At 53.9% G+C, this 18,000-nt stretch carries 19 protein-coding genes; 15 read left to right on the forward strand and 4 right to left on the reverse strand.

The features are described 5' to 3' along the window. Positions 1-32: 32 nt before the first annotated feature. On the forward strand, positions 33-761 hold the full coding sequence (locus AC1RKG_RS20515; RefSeq protein WP_493183653.1) for a proteasome-type protease: 729 nt from the start codon (positions 33-35) through the stop codon (positions 759-761). A 62-nt stretch (positions 762-823) separates the two neighbouring features. On the opposite strand, the gene AC1RKG_RS20520 is transcribed toward AC1RKG_RS20515, so the two are convergent. Together AC1RKG_RS20520 and mgtA are read right to left on the reverse strand one after the other, a co-directional pair. Continuing rightward, on the reverse strand, positions 824-3,217 hold the full coding sequence (locus AC1RKG_RS20520; protein WP_493183654.1) for a beta-N-acetylhexosaminidase: 2,394 nt from the start codon (positions 3,215-3,217) through the stop codon (positions 824-826). A 272-nt stretch (positions 3,218-3,489) separates the two neighbouring features. Further along, positions 3,490-6,198, reverse strand: coding sequence for a magnesium-translocating P-type ATPase (mgtA, locus tag AC1RKG_RS20525; protein WP_020824995.1), 2,709 nt, complete (start codon positions 6,196-6,198; stop codon positions 3,490-3,492). Positions 6,199-6,615: 417 nt separating this feature from the next. Here mgtA and treR point away from each other — a divergent pair, with 417 nt between their 5' ends. The 11 genes from treR (at position 6,616) to AC1RKG_RS20580 (ending at position 12,378) form a co-directional block, all read left to right on the forward strand. After that, complete coding sequence (treR, locus tag AC1RKG_RS20530; protein ID WP_493183655.1) at positions 6,616-7,563, forward strand: trehalose operon repressor TreR; 948 nt, start codon at positions 6,616-6,618, stop codon at positions 7,561-7,563. 208 nt (positions 7,564-7,771) lie between these two features. Beyond that, complete coding sequence (locus tag AC1RKG_RS20535; protein ID WP_493183656.1) at positions 7,772-8,056, forward strand: pyocin; 285 nt, start codon at positions 7,772-7,774, stop codon at positions 8,054-8,056. Continuing rightward, positions 8,053-8,325, forward strand: a complete 273-nt coding sequence (locus tag AC1RKG_RS20540; RefSeq protein ID WP_493183657.1) for a hypothetical protein — start codon at positions 8,053-8,055, stop codon at positions 8,323-8,325. The genes AC1RKG_RS20535 and AC1RKG_RS20540 overlap by 4 nt, the downstream gene beginning before the upstream one ends. Next, the gene (locus AC1RKG_RS20545; protein WP_493183658.1) at positions 8,310-8,759 is read left to right on the forward strand and encodes an S-type pyocin domain-containing protein; all 450 of its coding nucleotides are present in this window, start codon (positions 8,310-8,312) and stop codon (positions 8,757-8,759) included. The genes AC1RKG_RS20540 and AC1RKG_RS20545 overlap by 16 nt, the downstream gene beginning before the upstream one ends. Before the next feature lie 137 nt (positions 8,760-8,896). Then, the gene (locus tag AC1RKG_RS20550) at positions 8,897-9,169 is read left to right on the forward strand and encodes a colicin immunity domain-containing protein (RefSeq protein WP_128865506.1); all 273 of its coding nucleotides are present in this window, start codon (positions 8,897-8,899) and stop codon (positions 9,167-9,169) included. Positions 9,170-9,232: 63 nt separating this feature from the next. Further along, a complete protein-coding gene (locus AC1RKG_RS20555; RefSeq protein WP_493183659.1) occupies positions 9,233-9,913 on the forward strand; it encodes an S-type pyocin domain-containing protein in 681 nt (226 codons plus the stop codon). Then, positions 9,910-10,176 carry a colicin immunity domain-containing protein gene (locus AC1RKG_RS20560; RefSeq protein WP_142816056.1) on the forward strand — a complete coding sequence of 89 codons (267 nt, stop codon included), beginning with the start codon at positions 9,910-9,912 and terminating at the stop codon, positions 10,174-10,176. Before AC1RKG_RS20555 ends, AC1RKG_RS20560 begins: the two co-directional genes overlap by 4 nt. Positions 10,177-10,239: 63 nt before the next feature. After that, positions 10,240-11,010, forward strand: coding sequence for a pyocin-S2/colicin E7-DNase domain-containing protein (locus AC1RKG_RS20565; protein ID WP_493183660.1), 771 nt, complete (start codon positions 10,240-10,242; stop codon positions 11,008-11,010). A 1-nt stretch (position 11,011) separates the two neighbouring features. Next, positions 11,012-11,272 carry a bacteriocin immunity protein gene (locus AC1RKG_RS20570; protein WP_493183661.1) on the forward strand — a complete coding sequence of 87 codons (261 nt, stop codon included), beginning with the start codon at positions 11,012-11,014 and terminating at the stop codon, positions 11,270-11,272. A 225-nt stretch (positions 11,273-11,497) separates the two neighbouring features. Further along, the gene (locus AC1RKG_RS20575; RefSeq protein ID WP_493183662.1) at positions 11,498-12,118 is read left to right on the forward strand and encodes an S-type pyocin domain-containing protein; all 621 of its coding nucleotides are present in this window, start codon (positions 11,498-11,500) and stop codon (positions 12,116-12,118) included. Further along, a complete protein-coding gene (locus AC1RKG_RS20580) occupies positions 12,115-12,378 on the forward strand; it encodes a colicin immunity domain-containing protein (protein WP_122076806.1) in 264 nt (87 codons plus the stop codon). The genes AC1RKG_RS20575 and AC1RKG_RS20580 overlap by 4 nt, the downstream gene beginning before the upstream one ends. 90 nt (positions 12,379-12,468) lie before the next feature. Here AC1RKG_RS20580 and AC1RKG_RS20585 read toward each other — a convergent pair whose 3' ends face one another. After that, entirely contained in the window at positions 12,469-12,885 is a 417-nt protein-coding gene (locus AC1RKG_RS20585; RefSeq protein ID WP_410529121.1) for an Exc2 family lipoprotein, read from the reverse strand. 330 nt (positions 12,886-13,215) lie between these two features. On the opposite strand from AC1RKG_RS20585, the gene treB reads away from it, so the two are divergent. Then, positions 13,216-14,631 (forward strand): PTS trehalose transporter subunit IIBC, encoded by a 1,416-nt coding sequence (gene treB / locus AC1RKG_RS20590; RefSeq protein ID WP_020824992.1) that lies wholly within the window; start codon positions 13,216-13,218, stop codon positions 14,629-14,631. A 56-nt stretch (positions 14,632-14,687) separates the two neighbouring features. Beyond that, positions 14,688-16,352: an alpha,alpha-phosphotrehalase gene (treC, locus tag AC1RKG_RS20595; RefSeq protein WP_261109470.1), complete on the forward strand. Its 1,665-nt coding sequence runs from the start codon at positions 14,688-14,690 to the stop codon at positions 16,350-16,352. 29 nt (positions 16,353-16,381) lie between these two features. Here the strand turns inward: treC and AC1RKG_RS20600 are convergent, their stop codons facing one another. Beyond that, on the reverse strand, positions 16,382-16,906 hold the full coding sequence (locus AC1RKG_RS20600; RefSeq protein WP_048762834.1) for an NAD(P)H-dependent oxidoreductase: 525 nt from the start codon (positions 16,904-16,906) through the stop codon (positions 16,382-16,384). A 104-nt stretch (positions 16,907-17,010) separates the two neighbouring features. Here AC1RKG_RS20600 and AC1RKG_RS20605 point away from each other — a divergent pair, with 104 nt between their 5' ends. Beyond that, positions 17,011-17,919, forward strand: a complete 909-nt coding sequence (locus AC1RKG_RS20605) for a LysR family transcriptional regulator (protein WP_187962185.1) — start codon at positions 17,011-17,013, stop codon at positions 17,917-17,919. Positions 17,920-18,000: the final 81 nt, after the last annotated feature.

The following is an 18,000-nucleotide window of genomic DNA, read 5'->3' on the forward strand; positions in this document are numbered from 1 at the left end:
GGCGTGCCAGTATCGTTTTGAGGGATTGTGGTATGACCTATTGTGTGGCCATGCGCTTGTCTTCCGGGCTGGTCTTTGCTTCCGATTCGCGCACCAATGCCGGCGTGGATCATATTTCCACCTTCCGCAAACTGCACGTGTTTCAGCAGGACGGTGAACGCATGCTGGTGTTGCAAAGCGCCGGCAACCTGGCGACCACTCAGAGCATCATCAGCCTGTTACAGCGCCGCAGCAAAGATCCCGAACGCCTGAACCTGCTGAACGCACCGAGCATGTACGAAGCCGCCACGCTGGTGGGCGAAACGGTGCGGGAAGTGATCCAACGCGACAGCGAAGCCCAGCAAAGCGGCAGCACGACCGACTTTAGCTGCAGCCTGCTGCTCGGCGGCCAGATCAGCGGTGAAGAGTTGCGGCTATTCCATATTTATCCGCAGGGTAATTTTATCGAGGCCACCCGCGATACGCCCTATTTCCAGATTGGCGAAAGCAAATACGGCAAACCGATTATCGATCGGGTACTGACCTACGACACCCCGCTGGAACAGGCGATGCAGTGCGCGCTGATCTCTCTGGATTCGACGCTGCGCAGCAACCTGTCGGTCGGCCTGCCGCTCGACGTGATGATCTACCCGCGCGACAGCTTTAGCAGTGCGCAGCAGTACCGTATCACCGAAGATCACCCGCATTTTAGCGCCATCCGTAAAGGCTGGGGCGAAGGGCTGGTCAGTATTTTCAAACAGTTGCCGCCGCTGCAACTGTAGGTTTTGCGGGCTCAGCATGCTGAGCCCCTACATATGCTGAGCGCTACATATACTGACTTACCTCATTCGATAGCGCTGGCGCGCAAAAGCGCTTCCAGCGGATAGACCGCCGCAATCACCACTTCGTCGCGTATCTGCGCCGCCACGTCCAATTGCTGCTGTATCTGCGTCGCTTCTGCCTTGTTCAGCGGTTTGCCCTGTTGATAACGCTCCAACAGCATCAACCCCAGCGTGGACAGCGCGCCAACATCCTGCGCCACCGGTGCCAGATCCTGCATCAGCCGGTTACCGGCAATCACCGTTTTTACCGGTGCGGTATTGAGCTGCCAGCGTTGTAAACGTTCGCGCAACGCCTGCGCCGCCGCCCGATCGTTGCGGTCCTTCACCAACGCCGCAACCTGCATACCCATCTCGCGCACCGCGTTGCTTTCCGCCGGCAGTGCGTCGGCAAAACGGTTCAGCGGTTCGAACTGGTGATAGTTACCGGCTTTGAATTTCAGATGCTGTCGAGTGTAGTACTGGCCCGGCTCCACCGCTTCGGCCAAGGTTTGCAGCGGTGCTATCGTCACGCTGTTTGCCAACCGGGTGAACTCGCGTGCGGTTTCCGCATGCTGTTGCAACCCCACCGACACCACCGACCAGGCATCGACTGCCGCCAGCCTGCGGTACATATTATTTTCATCGGTCACGTCCTGCGCAGACCACAAGCGCTCCGCCACCGCGAACCCACGCGGCCAGAGCTTGAGATCGAGGATCGGCGCCCTGATGTTTTCCGCCCACAGCGCCGCCTCGCCGCCGAGAATATTGGCCTGCTGCTTCGTCTCCGGCACCACCGGCATCTTGCCCACCGGGATCGCCGTCAGCTTGCTGCCGCTGGTCGGGTAACGCACGTTGCCCACCAGCGTATAGCCGCTGAGCTGGTCCTGGCTCAGGGTAAATACCGGGCGGGTATCCCCCATCCAGCTGTCGAGCCGGAAGCTCACCTGCTGCGGAGAACGCCAGACGATATCGTGCAGCGCACGGCGCGATTTACCGTTGAAATCGATAAAACCCCGCCAGCCCTGCTTGCCTTCAATCAGGGTAAAACTGCCTTCTACCGCGCTGCCCTTCAGCCGCGGCATGCTGAACTGCCAGCTTTGCGCCTTTTCATCCGGCTGCACCTCGGTGTCGACGCCCAGCGGCTGCGGCAGGATCTCATTGCGATAGTGATAGGCCGCGCTTTGCGGTTGATCGAGGTAAAAACCGGTAGACAGAATGCCCTGGTAACCGTCCTGTGCGCTGGCGCCGAGCGAGTCCTGCCCCTGCCAGGACTGGATGACAATGCTGCGCGGCAGCGACGGATGATAGATCTCATCCCAACCCACCATCTGACGCTGATGCTGCTCGAGGATTTTCTCCAGCTTCTGATTGAAGTAGGCCTGCAGCGCATGGGTGTCCGCCAACTGGTGCTGCTGCATAAAGGCCTGAATGGTTTTGGATTGCTTCCACTGGCTGGCATCAACCTCATCACCGCCAATGTGCAAATAAGGATCGGGGAAGATCGCAGCCAGTTCGCCAATGATGGCGTCAACAAACCGATAAACTTCATCGCGGGTCGGATCCAGCGTCGGCAGATGCACACCCCACTTGCGCTCCATCGAATACGGGCCCGGCGCGCTCATCAATTCCGGGTAGGCCACGGCGATGCTGGAAGCATGGCCAGGCAGATCGATTTCAGGTACTACCCGGATACCGCGCGCGGTGGCATAGGCCACCACCTGTTGCATCTGTTCGCGAGTATAAAACTGGCCGTCGCTGGCCTGCTGTTGCAGCTTGGGATAATGCACAGAAGCAAAGCGCCAGCCCTGATCGTCGGTCAGGTGCCAGTGGAACACGTTGAGTTTGGCCGCCGCCATGCCGTCGAGCTGACGCAGAATGTCCGCCAACGGCAGGAAATGACGTGCCGAATCCAGCAGCACACCGCGCCACGGGAAACGCGGTACGTCGGTAATGCTCACCAACGGCAGGAAGGTGTTCTGCCCGTCGGTCTGCACCAATTGCAGCAGGGTTTCCATGCCGCGCAACGCGCCGAAACGGGTATTGGCTGCCAGCGTTACCCCCTGCGGCGTCACCGTCAATTTATAGCTTTCATCGCTCCCCGGCAGCGGCTGCGCCGCCACCTTATCTTTGATATTCACCTTGATGACCACGCCCGTGGCTTTTTCGGCCTGCGGCACCAGGGTCCAGCCGGTTTGCAGCTCAATACGTTGGCGCCAGCGTTGCAGCGCATCGTCCAGATCGTCCCCCTGCAGGCTAATCGACAAACGGTGATCCAACACCAGCTTGCCCGCCGGCTGAGTCAGTTCAACCTGCTGCGGCCAGGGCATCAGCGGCAGATCGCCGGCCGGTTGCGCCAGCGCGCCCAGGGAAAGCAATAACGATGAAGCCAATAGCGTATAACGCAAAGTTCTGTGCATCAGAAATTCCTCAGAGGAAAAAATATCAATTGCTCCCCCAACGAATTTCAAATTACCGCCAGGCGGCAAACGTCTGAATCCCTGGGAGCTTAGATTTGCTAAGTGACTAGGGTGAGGACGTGCAGCCAACAACGCGGTAGTTTGAAAGGCAAAGGGGAAGACAGCTAAGCTGTAAATAAAGACTGAGCACAGGACAGATGTCCAACGACAAGGGTGAAAAGCCGGGTTGGATCACAGATGCCCCTCTTCCAGGCGAAAGAGGGGCGCAGCGATTACTGCCAGCCGTAACGGCGCACAAACCAGCCTTTTACGCACTGGGTCAGCACCATATAGCCGGTCAGGATCAGCACCAGCCACGGGAAGTAGCCGAGCGGCAATGCCTGCAGCTGCAGGAATCCGGCCAACGGCGAGAAGGTCAGGCCGATGCCGGTAACGATGACCAGCAGGGTCATCATGCACAGCGGCCATGAAGGACGGCTCTGGATAAACGGTATTTTGCGCGTGCGGATCATATGCACAATCAGCGTTTGCGACAGCAGGCCTTCCACGAACCAGCCGGACTGGAACAGCGTCTGCATTTCAGGCGTATTGGCCTTGAAAACCCACCACATCAGGCTGAAGGTCAGCACGTCGAAGATCGAGCTGATCGGCCCGAAAAACACCATAAAGCGTCCAATATCCCCGGAGTTCCAGCGTTGCGGCTGAGTAATCTGATCGTCGTCGACGTTGTCGAACGGAATGGCGATCTGTGAAATGTCATACATCAGGTTCTGGATCAACAGGTGCAGCGGCAACATCGGCAGGAAAGGCAAAAAGGCGCTGGCAATCAGCACGCTGAAGACGTTGCCGAAATTGGAGCTGGCGGTCATCTTGATGTACTTGAGCATGTTGGCAAAAGTACGGCGTCCCTCGATGACCCCCTGCTCCAACACCATCAGGCTTTTTTCCAGCAGGATGATGTCCGCCGCTTCCTTGGCGATATCCACGGCGGAGTCCACCGAAATACCGATATCCGCCGCACGCAGAGCGGGCGCATCGTTGATGCCGTCCCCCATAAAGCCGACCACGTGGCCCTGCTGGCGCAATAGCTTGACGATGCGTTCCTTATGCAGCGGCGTCAGCTTGGCGAACACCGTGGTACGCGCCGCAGCCTGCGCCAGCTGTTCGTCGTTCATCTGTTCGATTTCACTGCCGCGCAATACGTGATCCGCCGCCAGCCCGACGTCTTTGCACACCTTCGCCGCCACCAGCTCATTGTCACCGGTAAGGATCTTCACCGTGACACCGCTGTTTTTCAGCGCCGCCAACGCCGGCGCCGTGCTCTCTTTAGGCGGATCGAGGAAGGCCACGTAGCCCTCGAGGATCAAATCCGACTCGTCGGCCACGCTGTATTCATGGGCCTGGGCCGGCAAGATCTTGTTGGCCACCGCCACTACGCGCAACCCTTGCTGGTTGAGATCGTCGGTGATGCGCCGAATTCGCGCCAGCAGCGCTTCGCTGAGCGGGATCACCTCATCTTCCTGCCGCACATGGCTGCAAATCGCCAGCATCTCTTCCAGCGCGCCCTTGCAGATCAGTTCGTGATATTGCGCGTCTTTGGCCACCACCACCGACATACGGCGCCGTTCAAAATCAAACGGGATCTCATCCACTTTACGGTAATGCTGTAACGCATCCGGCTGTTGGTTTTGTTCCGCGCAGCTCAGCACTGCCACGTCGAGCAGGTTTTTCAAGCCGGTCTGGTAGAAGCTGTTCAGCCAGGCGTAATGCAGCACGCGATCGCTGGCGGCACCGAACACGTCGGTGTGGCGCTCCAGCACGATTTTATCCTGGGTCAGGGTGCCGGTTTTATCAGTGCACAAAACGTCCATGGCGCCAAAGTTTTGGATAGCATCCAGACGTTTGACGATCACTTTCTGTCTGGACAGTTTCACCGCCCCTCTGGCCAGCGTTGAAGTGACGATCATCGGCAGCATTTCCGGGGTCAGCCCCACCGCTACCGACAACGCAAACAGCGCCGCTTCCCACCAGTCACCCTTGGTGTAGCCGTTGATCAACAAAACGATCGGCGTCATCACCAGCATAAAACGGATCAGCAGCCAGCTGACCCTGCTGATGCCGGTCTGGAAGGCGTTCGGCTGTTCATCCTGGCTGATGACCCGCTGCGCCAACTGGCCAAAGTAGGTGCCGCCGCCGGTACCGATCACCATCGCCAGCGCGGTGCCGCTGACCACGTTGGTGCCCATAAAGCACAGGTTCTGGCACTCCAACGGATCTTCTGCCTGTTCGCGCAGCTCGGCGATTTTCTCTACTGGAAGAGATTCGCCGGTCAACGCCGCCTGGCTGATAAACAGATCCTTGGCCGACAGCACGCGCAGATCCGCCGGGATCATATCTCCTGCCGCCAGTTTGATGATGTCACCCGGCACCAGTTGAGAGATCGGCAGTTCAAGGTGTTCGCTTTTCCCGGACAATGCGTCGCTACGGATCACCGTGGCGGTGTTGCTGACCATCGCCTTCAGCGCGTCCGCCGCCCGATTGGATCGCGCTTCCTGAATGAAATTCAACAACGTGGAGATCACCACCATCAGTGCGATCACCAGTGCGCCCGTCAGATCTTCCGTCGCGTAAGAGATCATGCCAAGCGCGGTCAGCAGCAGGTTGAACGGGTTGCGATAGCAGTGCCACAGGTGCTGCCACCAGGCTTCTTTTTGCTGATCGTCGATGACGTTCTCGCCGCAGCGTTCGCGCACCCGCTCAGCCTCATGGGCAGTGATGCCTTCCGGGTGGCTGTGAAAACGCAGATACAGATCGGTGACGTCGGCCGCGGCGCATTCCAGCCGCTGCTGTGCCAATCCGGCGGGCAACCCTTGCGCTTTGCCGCCAAGGCTGTCCAACAGGCTATCGCGGTGCACCAAACGGCGCGGTAAATTGCGGCTGAGCATGCCCAACAGCTGACGGGGAATATTTTTCAGTTTCATTATTTTGCACCTCGTCGCCCATTGCCTCCCGGCAGCGGGTGAACGCGGGATCGCTCCCAACCGGGCTTTTGGATGCGCCAAAAAGCCTCTGCCGGGGCAGATCCTGTTTTTTTAAAAGCAGCAGGAGCGAACGACGGGCGTGCGCTACCGGTTACCGTTTACTTCACCGGTAAAACAGCAGCGCAAAGCGAGCAGGTTTTACCGGATCACCGAGTGGGTGTCTAACGGGGTCGGATCGGGATCCATACGGGTGATAACCTCCGGTAAATGAAAAGATCGAACGACAAGAGCGGCCGTTCAGCGCAGCACATAAATCCCTGCATAGCGTCAAGATCCGTTGCGGAAAATAAGCTATGCTGACGGGCATTCAGCGTAGGCCGCCAGTCTACGCCTTTTAACCTCAACGAAAAGTAAACCATGCAAAACCGGCTGACCATCAAGGACATCGCACGCCTGAGCGGCGTAGGCAAATCCACCGTATCACGCGTGCTGAACAACGAAGGCAGCGTGAGCCCGCAAACCCGCGAACGGGTGGAAGCGGTGATCCATCAGCAGGGGTTTACCCCGTCCAAATCGGCGCGCGCCATGCGCGGCCAGAGCGATAAAGTGGTCGGCATCATCGTTTCCCGTCTCGATTCGCCATCCGAGAACCAGGCGGTACGCACCATGCTGCCGCTGCTGTATCAGCACGGTTTCGACCCTATAGTGATGGAAAGCCAGTTTGAAACCCGGCTGGTGGAAGAGCATCTGCATGTCCTTCAACAGCGCAACGTCGACGGGGTGATCCTGTTTGGCTTCACCGGCCTGACGGCGGCCATGCTCAGCCCATGGCAAGAAAAGATGGTGGTGCTGGCGCGGGAATACGACGGTTTTTCCTCGGTGTGCTACGACGACGACGGCGCCGTACGGCTGTTGATGGAACGCCTGCACCAGCAGGGGCATCGCCATATCAGTTATTTGGGGGTGCAACTATCGGATGCCACCACCGGTTTGCGCCGCCACCAGGCCTATCTGGACGCCTGCCGCCAACGGAGGATTTCCCCCCATGTGGCCTTGGGTGAATTGAGTTATCAGAGCGGCTTCCAGCTGGCTGCCTCAGCCATCGAACCACAGACCACCGCGCTGGTGTGCGCCTCCGACACCATCGCCCTCGGCGCCATCAAATACCTGCAACAGCAGCATATTACGCCGCTGCAGGTGTGCGGCATCGGTAACACCCCGTTGCTTAACTTCTTGTTCCCCGAAACGTTCTCGGTCGATCTCGGCTACGGCAGCGCCGGACTGCAGGCTGCGCAACAGCTGCTGGGCCAGCTCAGCGGCGAACAGGGTATCCGTCAGATCATCGTGCCAAGCAAACTCGCCTGACGGCGGGTGGGTTTGTTTACCCGGATAAATTCCCTAGCCTGAAATACCCTGTTGGTGCTCACACCCAGTGAGCGTCACTTCATCGCTATTTTTTTTGTCTCCGCCACCACACAACAACCGGTAGTCGACCGCCTTCACCCATCTAATTAAATTACTGTTCATACATACAGTTATCGCTGTGTGTTTTAGCGGTTTTTCAGCACACGGAATGTGTACCTCCCCAGACCTGCCATTCAGGAGCAACGGAGGTAAGGGTGAACTGCAGCCCACCGATATCGACAAGCGTTTTTACACCCATGAGATCAGGGAGCTTGAAAGATACCGTAATCTAGATGTTGAAGATGGCAAACTTCCCTATAATTCTGGGGAGGTATGGAATAATACTCACACGGCAACTTTAGAGGATTATCAATTAGGTAATGATGAGGCTATTTTATATACACGAGAAGCTTTAGAGGCTGCTGAAGAACAAGATTTGAGGATGTTAAAATGATTGATCTTGAACGCTTAGCGAACGAAGAAAAAATTTCTGATGTCATTGCCTTTTTAGTAAGAAGAGAAGGCGGATTTGGTTACCCACAAATGGACAGGTTCTTTAGTCGCCACAATTTTTCAGTAATTGAAAATGGTGAGTTTATGCGAGCATTCGAACAATTACGTCAGAATGGTGTTGTGATGTGGGGAGATAAAATGCTTGTTAAAAAAGGCCCCAACTGGAAAGAGCCAAAATTCGTGACCGAGAAAAAATGCGGCATCGAATAACATTCTGCGTTTTACAAAAAATTAATTTTCAGCAAAGCCCAACAATTTCTCATTTGTTGGGCTTTTTAATTAATACAATCGTCTTATTCTGTCCATTTATTTATCCTCCCCATACCGGCACCAATGTCAGGCAGGCGGACAGCATTGTTGTTACGACCTTCCCTGCAGACGTCGTCCAGGATTTACAGGATTTTATCTTGTGGCAGCCGGATGCGACTGAAACAGGCGTTGAAGCTCTCTATGTGATGGTCAGTGATCCACTTGACTCTGGGCGTTTTACGCGTAAACAATTGGACAAGAAATTTAAGCATGCTAGTGACTTTGGTATTGCCGACACGAAAAAAAATAGCGTAACGTTGACTCAATATCGCGACGCAATTGAAGCACACTTGAAGGACAGAGATACTGTAGAAAAACGAACCTATCGACGGTAAAAGGGATCTAAGGTGTTCTTTAACACTAAAACAAACAATGTCGTCGTTCTCGATAAGGATGGAGATTTCATTTCTGGATGGAATTTAATCTCTGATTCCCCACAATATAATAGTTATATTAAGACAGGGGTTTTATAATGAGTGAAAAACTAATCAACTTAGCTAAAAAGCTAGTGTCATCACAACTAACTGCTGATGACTTCGAGTCACAATTCTTTAAATTATGGCGAGAAGAAGGAAAATCAGGGCAATTAGCTAAAGATAGTAAAAATGTTGGTGAGTGTGCATCTGAGATTTTCATCCTTGCAGACTGCTATACTTCCGTTCCAGATCGAAGAGAAAGTGAATTGGACTCCGATGGGTTAAAGAAAGAAGTCAAAGCGACCCTGGAGAAATTCAATCTTCTTTAATCTATCGAATGGCCTTATGTTTATGTATTAAACAAAGCCCAACAAACGAAACTTTGTTGGGCTTTGTTCATTAATAAAATATTCTTACCCTACTTACTTATCCTATTTTTACCTCTCTGCTCTGAAGAGATAACTCGTGATGAGGCAACCGGGCTGGATAAAATCACGTTGCCAGCAATGGGAGGCATACCTGCCCAGACCATACTGGTCAATCCGGTACCGACTGGCCCTGCGGCACCGTCACATACAGGCAATGGTTCACCGGTCCCCAAGACTCCGGTGCATACCGGCACCAATGTCAGGCAGGCGGACAGCATTGTTGTTACGACCTTCCCTGCAGACGTCGTCCAGGATTTACAGGATTTTATCTTGTGGCAGCCGGATGCGACTGAAACAGGCGTTGAAGCTCTCTATGTGATGGTCAGTGATCCACTTGACTCTGGGCGTTTTACGCGTAAACAGTTGGACAAGAAATTTAAGCATGCTAGTGATTTTGGTATTGCCGACACGAAAAAAAATAGAGTAACGTTGACTCAATATCGCGACGCAATTGAAGCACACTTGAAGGATAGAGATACTGTGAAAAAAGGAACATATCGACGAAACACGAGCTCAACTGTGTATTTTAATCCGAAATCAATGAATGTCGTTATTCTTAAGGCTGATGGGAGTTTCTTGTCAGCATGGAAAATAGACCCAACGGAAGAGAACGGCAGGATATATTTAGCATCGGGGGTATTATGAGTAGAGTTAAACTAATAGAAATTGGTAAGAAATTCATAGAAAATAAAATCAGCGCCGAAACTTTCGCAGAAGAAATAGTGATTTCAAGACGTGGGCTATATGGTGTGGAAGAACCGAACAAATCTATAGATATGTGTGGTGGTGAACTATTTATTTTGGCGGATTGTTTTAACCCTGATTCTGACCGTGACAGTTATGAGTTGGACGAATCAGAATTAAAGAAAGAAGTCAAAGCGACCCTGGAGAAATTCAATCTTCTTTAATCTATCGAATGGCCTTATGTCTATGCATTAAACAAAACCCAACAAACGAAACTTTGTTGGGCTTTGTTCATTAATAAAATATTCTTACCCTACTTACTTATCCTATTTTTGCCCCTCTCCTCTGAAGAGATAACTCGTGAAGAGGCAACCAGACTGGATAAAATTACGTTCCCAGCAATGGGAGGCGTACCTGCCCAGACCATACTGATAAATTCTGTACCGACTGGCCCTGCGGCACCGTCACATACAGGCAATGGTTCAGCAGTCCCCAAGACTCCGGTGCATACCGGCACCAATGTCAGACAGGCGGACAGCATTGTTGTTACGGCCTTCCCTGCTGACGTCGTCCAGGACTTGCAGGATTTTATCTTGTGGCAGCCGGATGCGACGGAAACAGGCGTTGAAGCTATCTATGTGATGGTCCGTAATCCCCGCACCAAACCGGGGATGGTAACAGGTAGAGGCAAAGCCGTTAGCGAGGACTGGTTAAACAATGCGGGAGTCGAACTGGGTTCTCCCATTCCCACTCAAGTTGCTGATAAGCTGCGGGGTAAGACATTTGACAGTTTCGACTCTTTCCGCAAAGCGTTTTGGATCGAGGTAGGGAATGACCCAGCGTTATCGAAACAGTTTAACTCAAGAAACCAGTCTTTCCTGAAGAAAGGTTATTCTCCATTCGTACCCAACAAAGAGAAAGTCGGAGGTCGTGAAAAATATGAACTTCATCATATTGAACCGATTAGTCAAGATGGTGCAGTATATGATGTTGACAACCTTGGTGTATTGACGCCCAAACGTCATATTGAGATCCATTCAAAAAATGGAGGAAAATAAAATGACCGGTCAGAAAACCATTTCAGATTATACAGAAAAAGAATTTTTAGAGTTTACTCAAAAAATGTGTAGTGCAGACTACCCAACAGAGGAAGAGGCCGATAAAGCCGTGCATGAGTTCGTCCGCTTATCGGAGCATCCAGATGGGACTGATCTTATATTCTATCCTCTCCCAGACCAAGATGAATCGCCAGAAGGGCTTGTTAAACAGATAAAAGAATGGCGCGCTAAAAATAGTAAACCAGGCTTTAAGCAAGGATAATAACCCATTGTTATCCTGCATAACTTTTCAGCGGTAATGGTCATTGCATCAAAGCCCAATAAACTCCAGTTTGTTGGGCTTTATATTAATACACGCGTCTGATTTTCTCCATTTATTGTGTTGCTTCCTCTCCTATCCACTTGCCCTGAAAAGATATAGGTACAGTGATAGCCATAGACTCAAAGCACATCCATTCAAGTCCGTCCTTCGTGATCGTCCCAGCCGGTGGAAACAGCTCGTGAAGAGGCAACCAGACTGGATAAAATTACGTTCCCAGCAATGGGAGGCGTACCTGCCCAGACCATACTGATAAATTCTGTACCGACTGGCCCTGCGGCACCGTCACATACAGGCAATGGTTCATCGGTCCCCAAGACGCCTGTGAATACCGGCACCAATGTCAGACATGCGGACAGCATTGTTGTTACGACCTTCCCTGCAGACGTCGTCCAGGATTTACAGGATTTTATCTTGTGGCAGCCGGATTCGACTGAAACAGGCGTTGAAGCTCTCTATGTGATGGTCAGTGATCCACTTGACTCTGGGCGTTTTACGCGTAAACAATTGGACAAGAAATTTAAGCATGCTAGTGACTTTAGTATTGCCGACACGAAAAAAAATAGCGTAACGTTGACTCAATATCGCGACGCAATTGAAGCACACTTGAAGGACAAAAATACTGTGGAAAAAGGAACTTATCGACGGGAAAAGGAATCTAAAGTTTACTTCAACCCCAAAAATATGAGGGTTGTAATCATCAAAGCCAATGGCGATTTTCTCTCCGGATGGAAAATAAACCCCGATGCGGATAATGGTCGAATTTATTTAGAGACAGGTGACTTATGAACAAAATGGCGATAATTGAATTAGCCAGGGATTTTTTGAACTCAAAAGTTAATGCACTTAAATTCTCTGAAGAAATATGTATTGAAAGACGTAAACTATATGGAATTGATCAGGACAAGAGTGTTTTGAACTGTGGAGAGGAACTATTTATGGTGGCTGAGATTTATAATCCAGATTCAGATCGCGCTGATTATGAACTGGATGAGTCTGGATTAAGAAAAGAAGTCAAAGCGACCCTGGAGAAATTCAATCTACTTTAACCCTCACCAATTTCCGAATAAAATAATTGAAACAATGCCCAATAAGCTCTAGTTTATTGGGCACTTTCATTAGTAGCTTATTTATCCCCCTCAAGGCCGGCCTTCGTAACCATCCCAGTAGGTGGCCACGGCGGAATCCAGCAAGATCTGGCGTTGTTTTTGCGGGTTATCCACTGAATATTGCTGATTGATAAATCGCCCTTTCTTCCCCATGTCACTGAGGAATTCTGGGCTGCGGAAATAGGCTTCCTGCTGCTGTGCCTGTTGTTGTGTTAAGCCCTTGGCCCGATCGGCTTTGCCCATTTGGTAAAACTGGTCAAAGAATGGGATAGCCGCTTTTATCGAGTCTGGGATTTGGGTTCGCATTTCGGGGGAGAAATCCTCACGTGCCAACTGATAAACCGCATGTTTGGCGTGGCGTTCCGGGCTACTTTTTTGACTGGTACAGGCGCTCAGGAGCAGCGCGGTAAAGACAAAAAGCAGTCGAGGCAATGTCAAAGTCATCATTCTTCCTTGAAAAAAGTCCGTGGTAATAGCACTCGTATAGCGTATTGGTTTTGAAAACACAGGCGTGAGTGCCGCTGATTTCAATCAACTTATTGATTGTTAAGGCTGACAGTATAGCCAGCGTTGCATCAGTTCAAGATAATATTACGGAATGTTTCGCCCCGCTCTCAAATTTCCCCTGTTCAACAAGTGGTCATTTTTTATCGTTTTGTGATCCTCGCCCCAAACCGGGAACGTTCCCATTCCATAAAAAAAGCGAAATGACTAAGCTTTGATCATCACTCCAACAACACCTCTGCGGCAGTCTCATACCAAGAAAGGTATCTAATAATGGGCAAAGTAAAACAGCAGGATATCGATCGCCTGATTGTGCTGGTGGGCGGGCGCGAGAATATCGCCACCGTCAGCCATTGCATTACCAGGCTGCGTTTCGTTCTCAACGACACAAGTCTTGCCAAACCAAAAGAAATCGAAGAGCTGCCAATGGTCAAAGGCTGCTTCACCAATGCCGGGCAGTTCCAGGTAGTGATTGGCCCGGAGGTCGGCGATTATTATCAGGCGTTGATTGCCACCACCGGCGTCAACGAGGCCGATAAAGAACAGGCCAAGGTGGCTGCGCGCCAGAACATGACCTGGAGCGAGCGCGCTATCTCCCACTTCGCCGAAATCTTCTTCCCGCTGCTGCCGGCGCTGATCAGCGGCGGTTTAATCCTCGGCTTCCGCAACGTGATCGGCGACATCCCGATGTCCGGCGGCCAAACGCTGGCGCAAATGCACCCGGCGTGGAAAACCATTTACGACTTCCTGTGGCTGCTCGGTGAAGCCATCTTCATGTTCCTGCCGGTCGCCATCTGTTGGTCAACGGTGAAAAAAATGGGCGGCACGCCGGTGCTTGGCATCGTGCTGGGCGTCACGCTGGTGTCGCCGCAGTTGATGAACTCCTATCAGCTCGGCCAGCAGATCCCGGAAGTGTGGAACTTCGGCTGGTTCACCATCCAGAAAGTCGGCTATCAGGCGCAGGTGATCCCGTCCATGCTGGCCGGTATGGCACTGGGCTGGATTGAAACCCGTTTGAAAAAGATCGTGCCGGATTACCTGTATCTGGTGGTAGTGCCGGTCGTTTCTCTGCTGCTGGCGGTGTTCCTGGCGCACGCCTTTATCGGCCCGTTCGGCCGCATGATTGGCGATGGCGTAGCCTGGGCGGTGAAAGCCGTCATGACCGGCAGCTTCGCGCCGATTGGGGCCGCGCTGTTTGGTTTCCTGTATGCCCCGCTGGTGATCACCGGCGTACATCAGACCACGCTGGCCATCGATATGCAGATGATCCAAAGCATGGGCGGCACGCCGGTTTGGCCACTGATTGCTCTGTCCAACATTGCGCAGGCATCTGCGGTGCTGGGTATCATCATCGTCAGCCGCAAGGCCAACGAACGTGAAATCTCGGTCCCGGCGGCAATCTCCGCCTACCTTGGCGTCACCGAACCGGCAATGTACGGGATCAACCTGAAATACCGTTTCCCTATGCTGTGCGCGATGATCGGCTCTGCCTTCGCCGGGCTGATCTGCGGCCTGGACGGCGTGATGGCCAACGGCATCGGCGTCGGCGGTTTGCCGGGCATCCTGTCGATCAAACCTCAGTTCTGGATGATTTACACGGTGGCGATCCTGGTGGCGGTGATTATCCCGCTGGTCCTGACCATGATGGTTTACAAACGCAAAGCCAGCCGCGGTGAGCTGCCGGTCTGATTAAAATGTAGGGGCCTGGCATGCCGGGCCCGTTGTCACGATTTAAAGGTATGACTATGAGCAATCCAATCCCCTGGTGGCAAAACGGCGTCATCTACCAAATCTACCCGAAGAGTTTTCAGGACAGCACCGGTAACGGCTACGGCGATCTGGCCGGTGTGACCCAGCGGCTGGACTATCTGCAGGAGCTGGGCGTCGATGCGATCTGGCTGACGCCGGTATATGTCTCCCCACAGGTGGATAACGGTTATGACGTGGCGGACTACTGCGCCATCGATCCGGCCTACGGCACCATGGAGGATTTCGACCGACTGATTGCCGCCGCCCACCAGCGCAGCATCCGCATCGTCATGGATATGGTGTTCAACCACACTTCAACCGAGCACCCGTGGTTCAAAGCTTCGCAAGAACCGAACAGCCCCTTCCGCCAGTTCTACGTCTGGCGCGATGGCGAAGGTGATACCCCGCCGAACAACTGGCGTTCCAAATTTGGCGGTAATGCCTGGCAGTGGCATGCCGACAGCGGCCAGTATTACCTGCATCTGTTTGCCACCGAGCAGGCCGATCTCAACTGGGAACACCCGCCGGTCCGCGAAGAGTTGAAGAAAGTGTGCCAGTTCTGGGCAGACAAAGGCGTCGACGGCCTGCGCCTCGACGTGATTAACCTGGTTTCCAAACAGCAGGATTTCCCGTCCGATCCCCAAGGGGACGGTCGCCGTTTCTATACCGACGGGCCGCGGATCCATGAGTTCCTGCAGGAAATGAGCCGCGACGTGTTCCAGCCGCGCGGCTTGATGACCGTGGGCGAAATGTCCTCCACCACCCTGGAGCATTGCCGGCAGTACGCTGCGCAAAGCGGTGAAGAGTTGTCGATGACCTTCAACTTCCATCATCTGAAAGTGGACTATGCCGGCGGCGAGAAATGGACGCTGGCGGCGCCGGATTACGTTGAACTGAAACAGATTTTCCGCCACTGGCAGCAGGGCATGCACAACCAGGCCTGGAATGCGCTGTTCTGGTGTAACCACGATCAGCCGCGCATCGTTTCGCGCTTCGGCGATGAAGGCGAACTGCGAGTACCGGCCGCCAAAATGCTGGCGATGGTGCTGCACGGCATGCAGGGCACGCCTTATATTTATCAGGGCGAAGAGCTCGGCATGACCAATCCCGGCTTTAGCACCATCGGGCAGTACCGCGATGTGGAAAGCCTGAACATGTACGCCGAGCTGAGCTCCCAGGGCAAAAGTAACGCCGAATTGCTGGCGATCCTGGCCACTAAATCGCGCGATAACGGCCGCACGCCAATGCAGTGGAGTGCCGCGCCCAACGCCGGTTTCACCCAGGGAACCCCGTGGATTGGCTGTGCGGAAAACTACCCGCAAATCAATGCTGAAGCGGCACTGGCCGATCTGGACTCGGTGTTTTACGCCTACCGTCAGTTAATCACCCTGCGCAAGCAGTATCCGCTGTTGACCCACGGTGACTATCAGGATCTGGCGCCCAACCATCCGGCGCTGTGGTGCTACCAGCGCCGCTGGAACGGCCAACGCCTGCTGGTGGCGGCCAACCTCAGCCGTGAACCGCTGGCCTGGCAGGCGGAAGGCGTGGAACCTTCAGCGTTGTGGCGTCCGCTGATGAGCAATTACGCCGATGCGCCTACGCAACCGCAGGCCATCACCCTGCGCCCGTTCGAAGCGGTGTGGTGGTTGTTAGAGGACTAACCCCCCAGGGTGCGGCCTCAGGCTGCGCCCTACTCTTTTTTCAACAGAGCCACCACTCCGGCGGCCTCTTGCGCCAGACGCTCATCGCTCATATCAAAGACGCCCTGCACCAGATGCGGCGGCAGATAATCCATGCCGGTCAGGTTGGCCATCGCATGGAACGGACGCAGCAAATCCTCGACCGGATAGCGGTTATACCCTTCCGCCGTATAGGCCTGCTGATTGCCGCCGGTGGTGACCACCAGTTGCAAGGGCTTGCCATGCAGTTGGGTACCTTCACTGCCGTAAGCGAAACCGTGGGTTAATACCGCATCCTGCCACTCGCTGAGAATGGCCGGTGAGCTGTACCAATAGAACGGGAACAGCATCACCACCGCATCATGGTTTTGCAGCAGCTCTTGCTCACGCGCCACGTCGATTTGATAGTCCGGGTAAGCACGCATCAGTTCGTGGACAGTGACGTTAGGCAAAGGACGAAGCGCTTCGATCAACGCTTTGTTGATGCGTGATTCGTCGGGAAAACGGTGGGCGGTCAACACTAAAATACGCGACATAAAGGATCCTTGATTAAGATTTGATAACGCATTTTTCCATTTCCAGCGCCGCGGGTGTAGGCTGTGAATCGTCACTTCAATTTCAACTGAAAGTATCAACCACTATGTCGCTGCCCTTTGACGTGCACCGCCTGCTGCCGGCCTTTCTCGCGGCCGCCCAGGTACAGAATTTCTCCGCCGCCGCGCGCCAACTGGGCGTCACCCCGGCGGCAATCAGTAAAAATATTCGCGTGCTGGAAGAAAAACTGGCGCTGCGGTTGTTCCAGCGTAATACCCACAACGTGGTGCTCACCGACGAAGGTAAGGCGCTGTTGCAGCAAGTCGCACCGCTATGGCAGGCGCTGTCCGCCACGCTGGAAACTGCCGGTAGCGCGCAGCAGGCACCTTCCGGCACGGTGCGCGTCAGCATGATCCCCGGCTTCGGCCGCCAGATCCTGATGCCGTTGATCCCGCAATTCCTGGAACGTTATCCGCAGATCGATCTCGATCTCTCACTGGATGCCCGCGTGGTCAATCTGGTGGGCGAAGGATTTGACGTCGGCATCGGCAGCCGGGTCGATCCCGACAGCCGGCTGGTGGCGCGGCCACTGTATCCGATGCAGATGGTTCTGGCGGCCTCGCCCGGCTATCTTGCGCAGCACGGCACGCCGCAGGATCCTGACGATCTGCTGCAACATAATTGTCTGCTGCATCGTAACCCGGCCACCGGCCGCAGCGTAAAATGGCCGTTGCATCGACATGGCGAAGTCAAAACGCTGGAGCTGCATGGTCGCCTGGTGGCCAGTCGGCCGGAGATGTTACTGGATGCGGCGCTGGCCGGCCTGGGCATCGTCTGTCTGGCGCGTTGGTATGCGGAGCATCACTTTGCGCAGGGTACCCTGCTGCCGGTGCTGGCAGAATGCTGGCCGCAGCCAACCCAACTGTGGTTGTACTATGCCTCGGCCGATCTGCCCCCGCGAGTGCGCGTCTGGGTTGAGTTCCTGCTCGAACATTTTCACTCTCGTCCGGCCTGAGCATTCAGGCCAAAATTAACGTCTGTACAGCTTACGCGCGCTCTTTCATTTTCTTTGTCCTACGTCAAAAGAACTCCACCA

The sequence above is a fragment of the Serratia sp. GW822-FHT06D09 genome, from assembly GCF_058799515.1.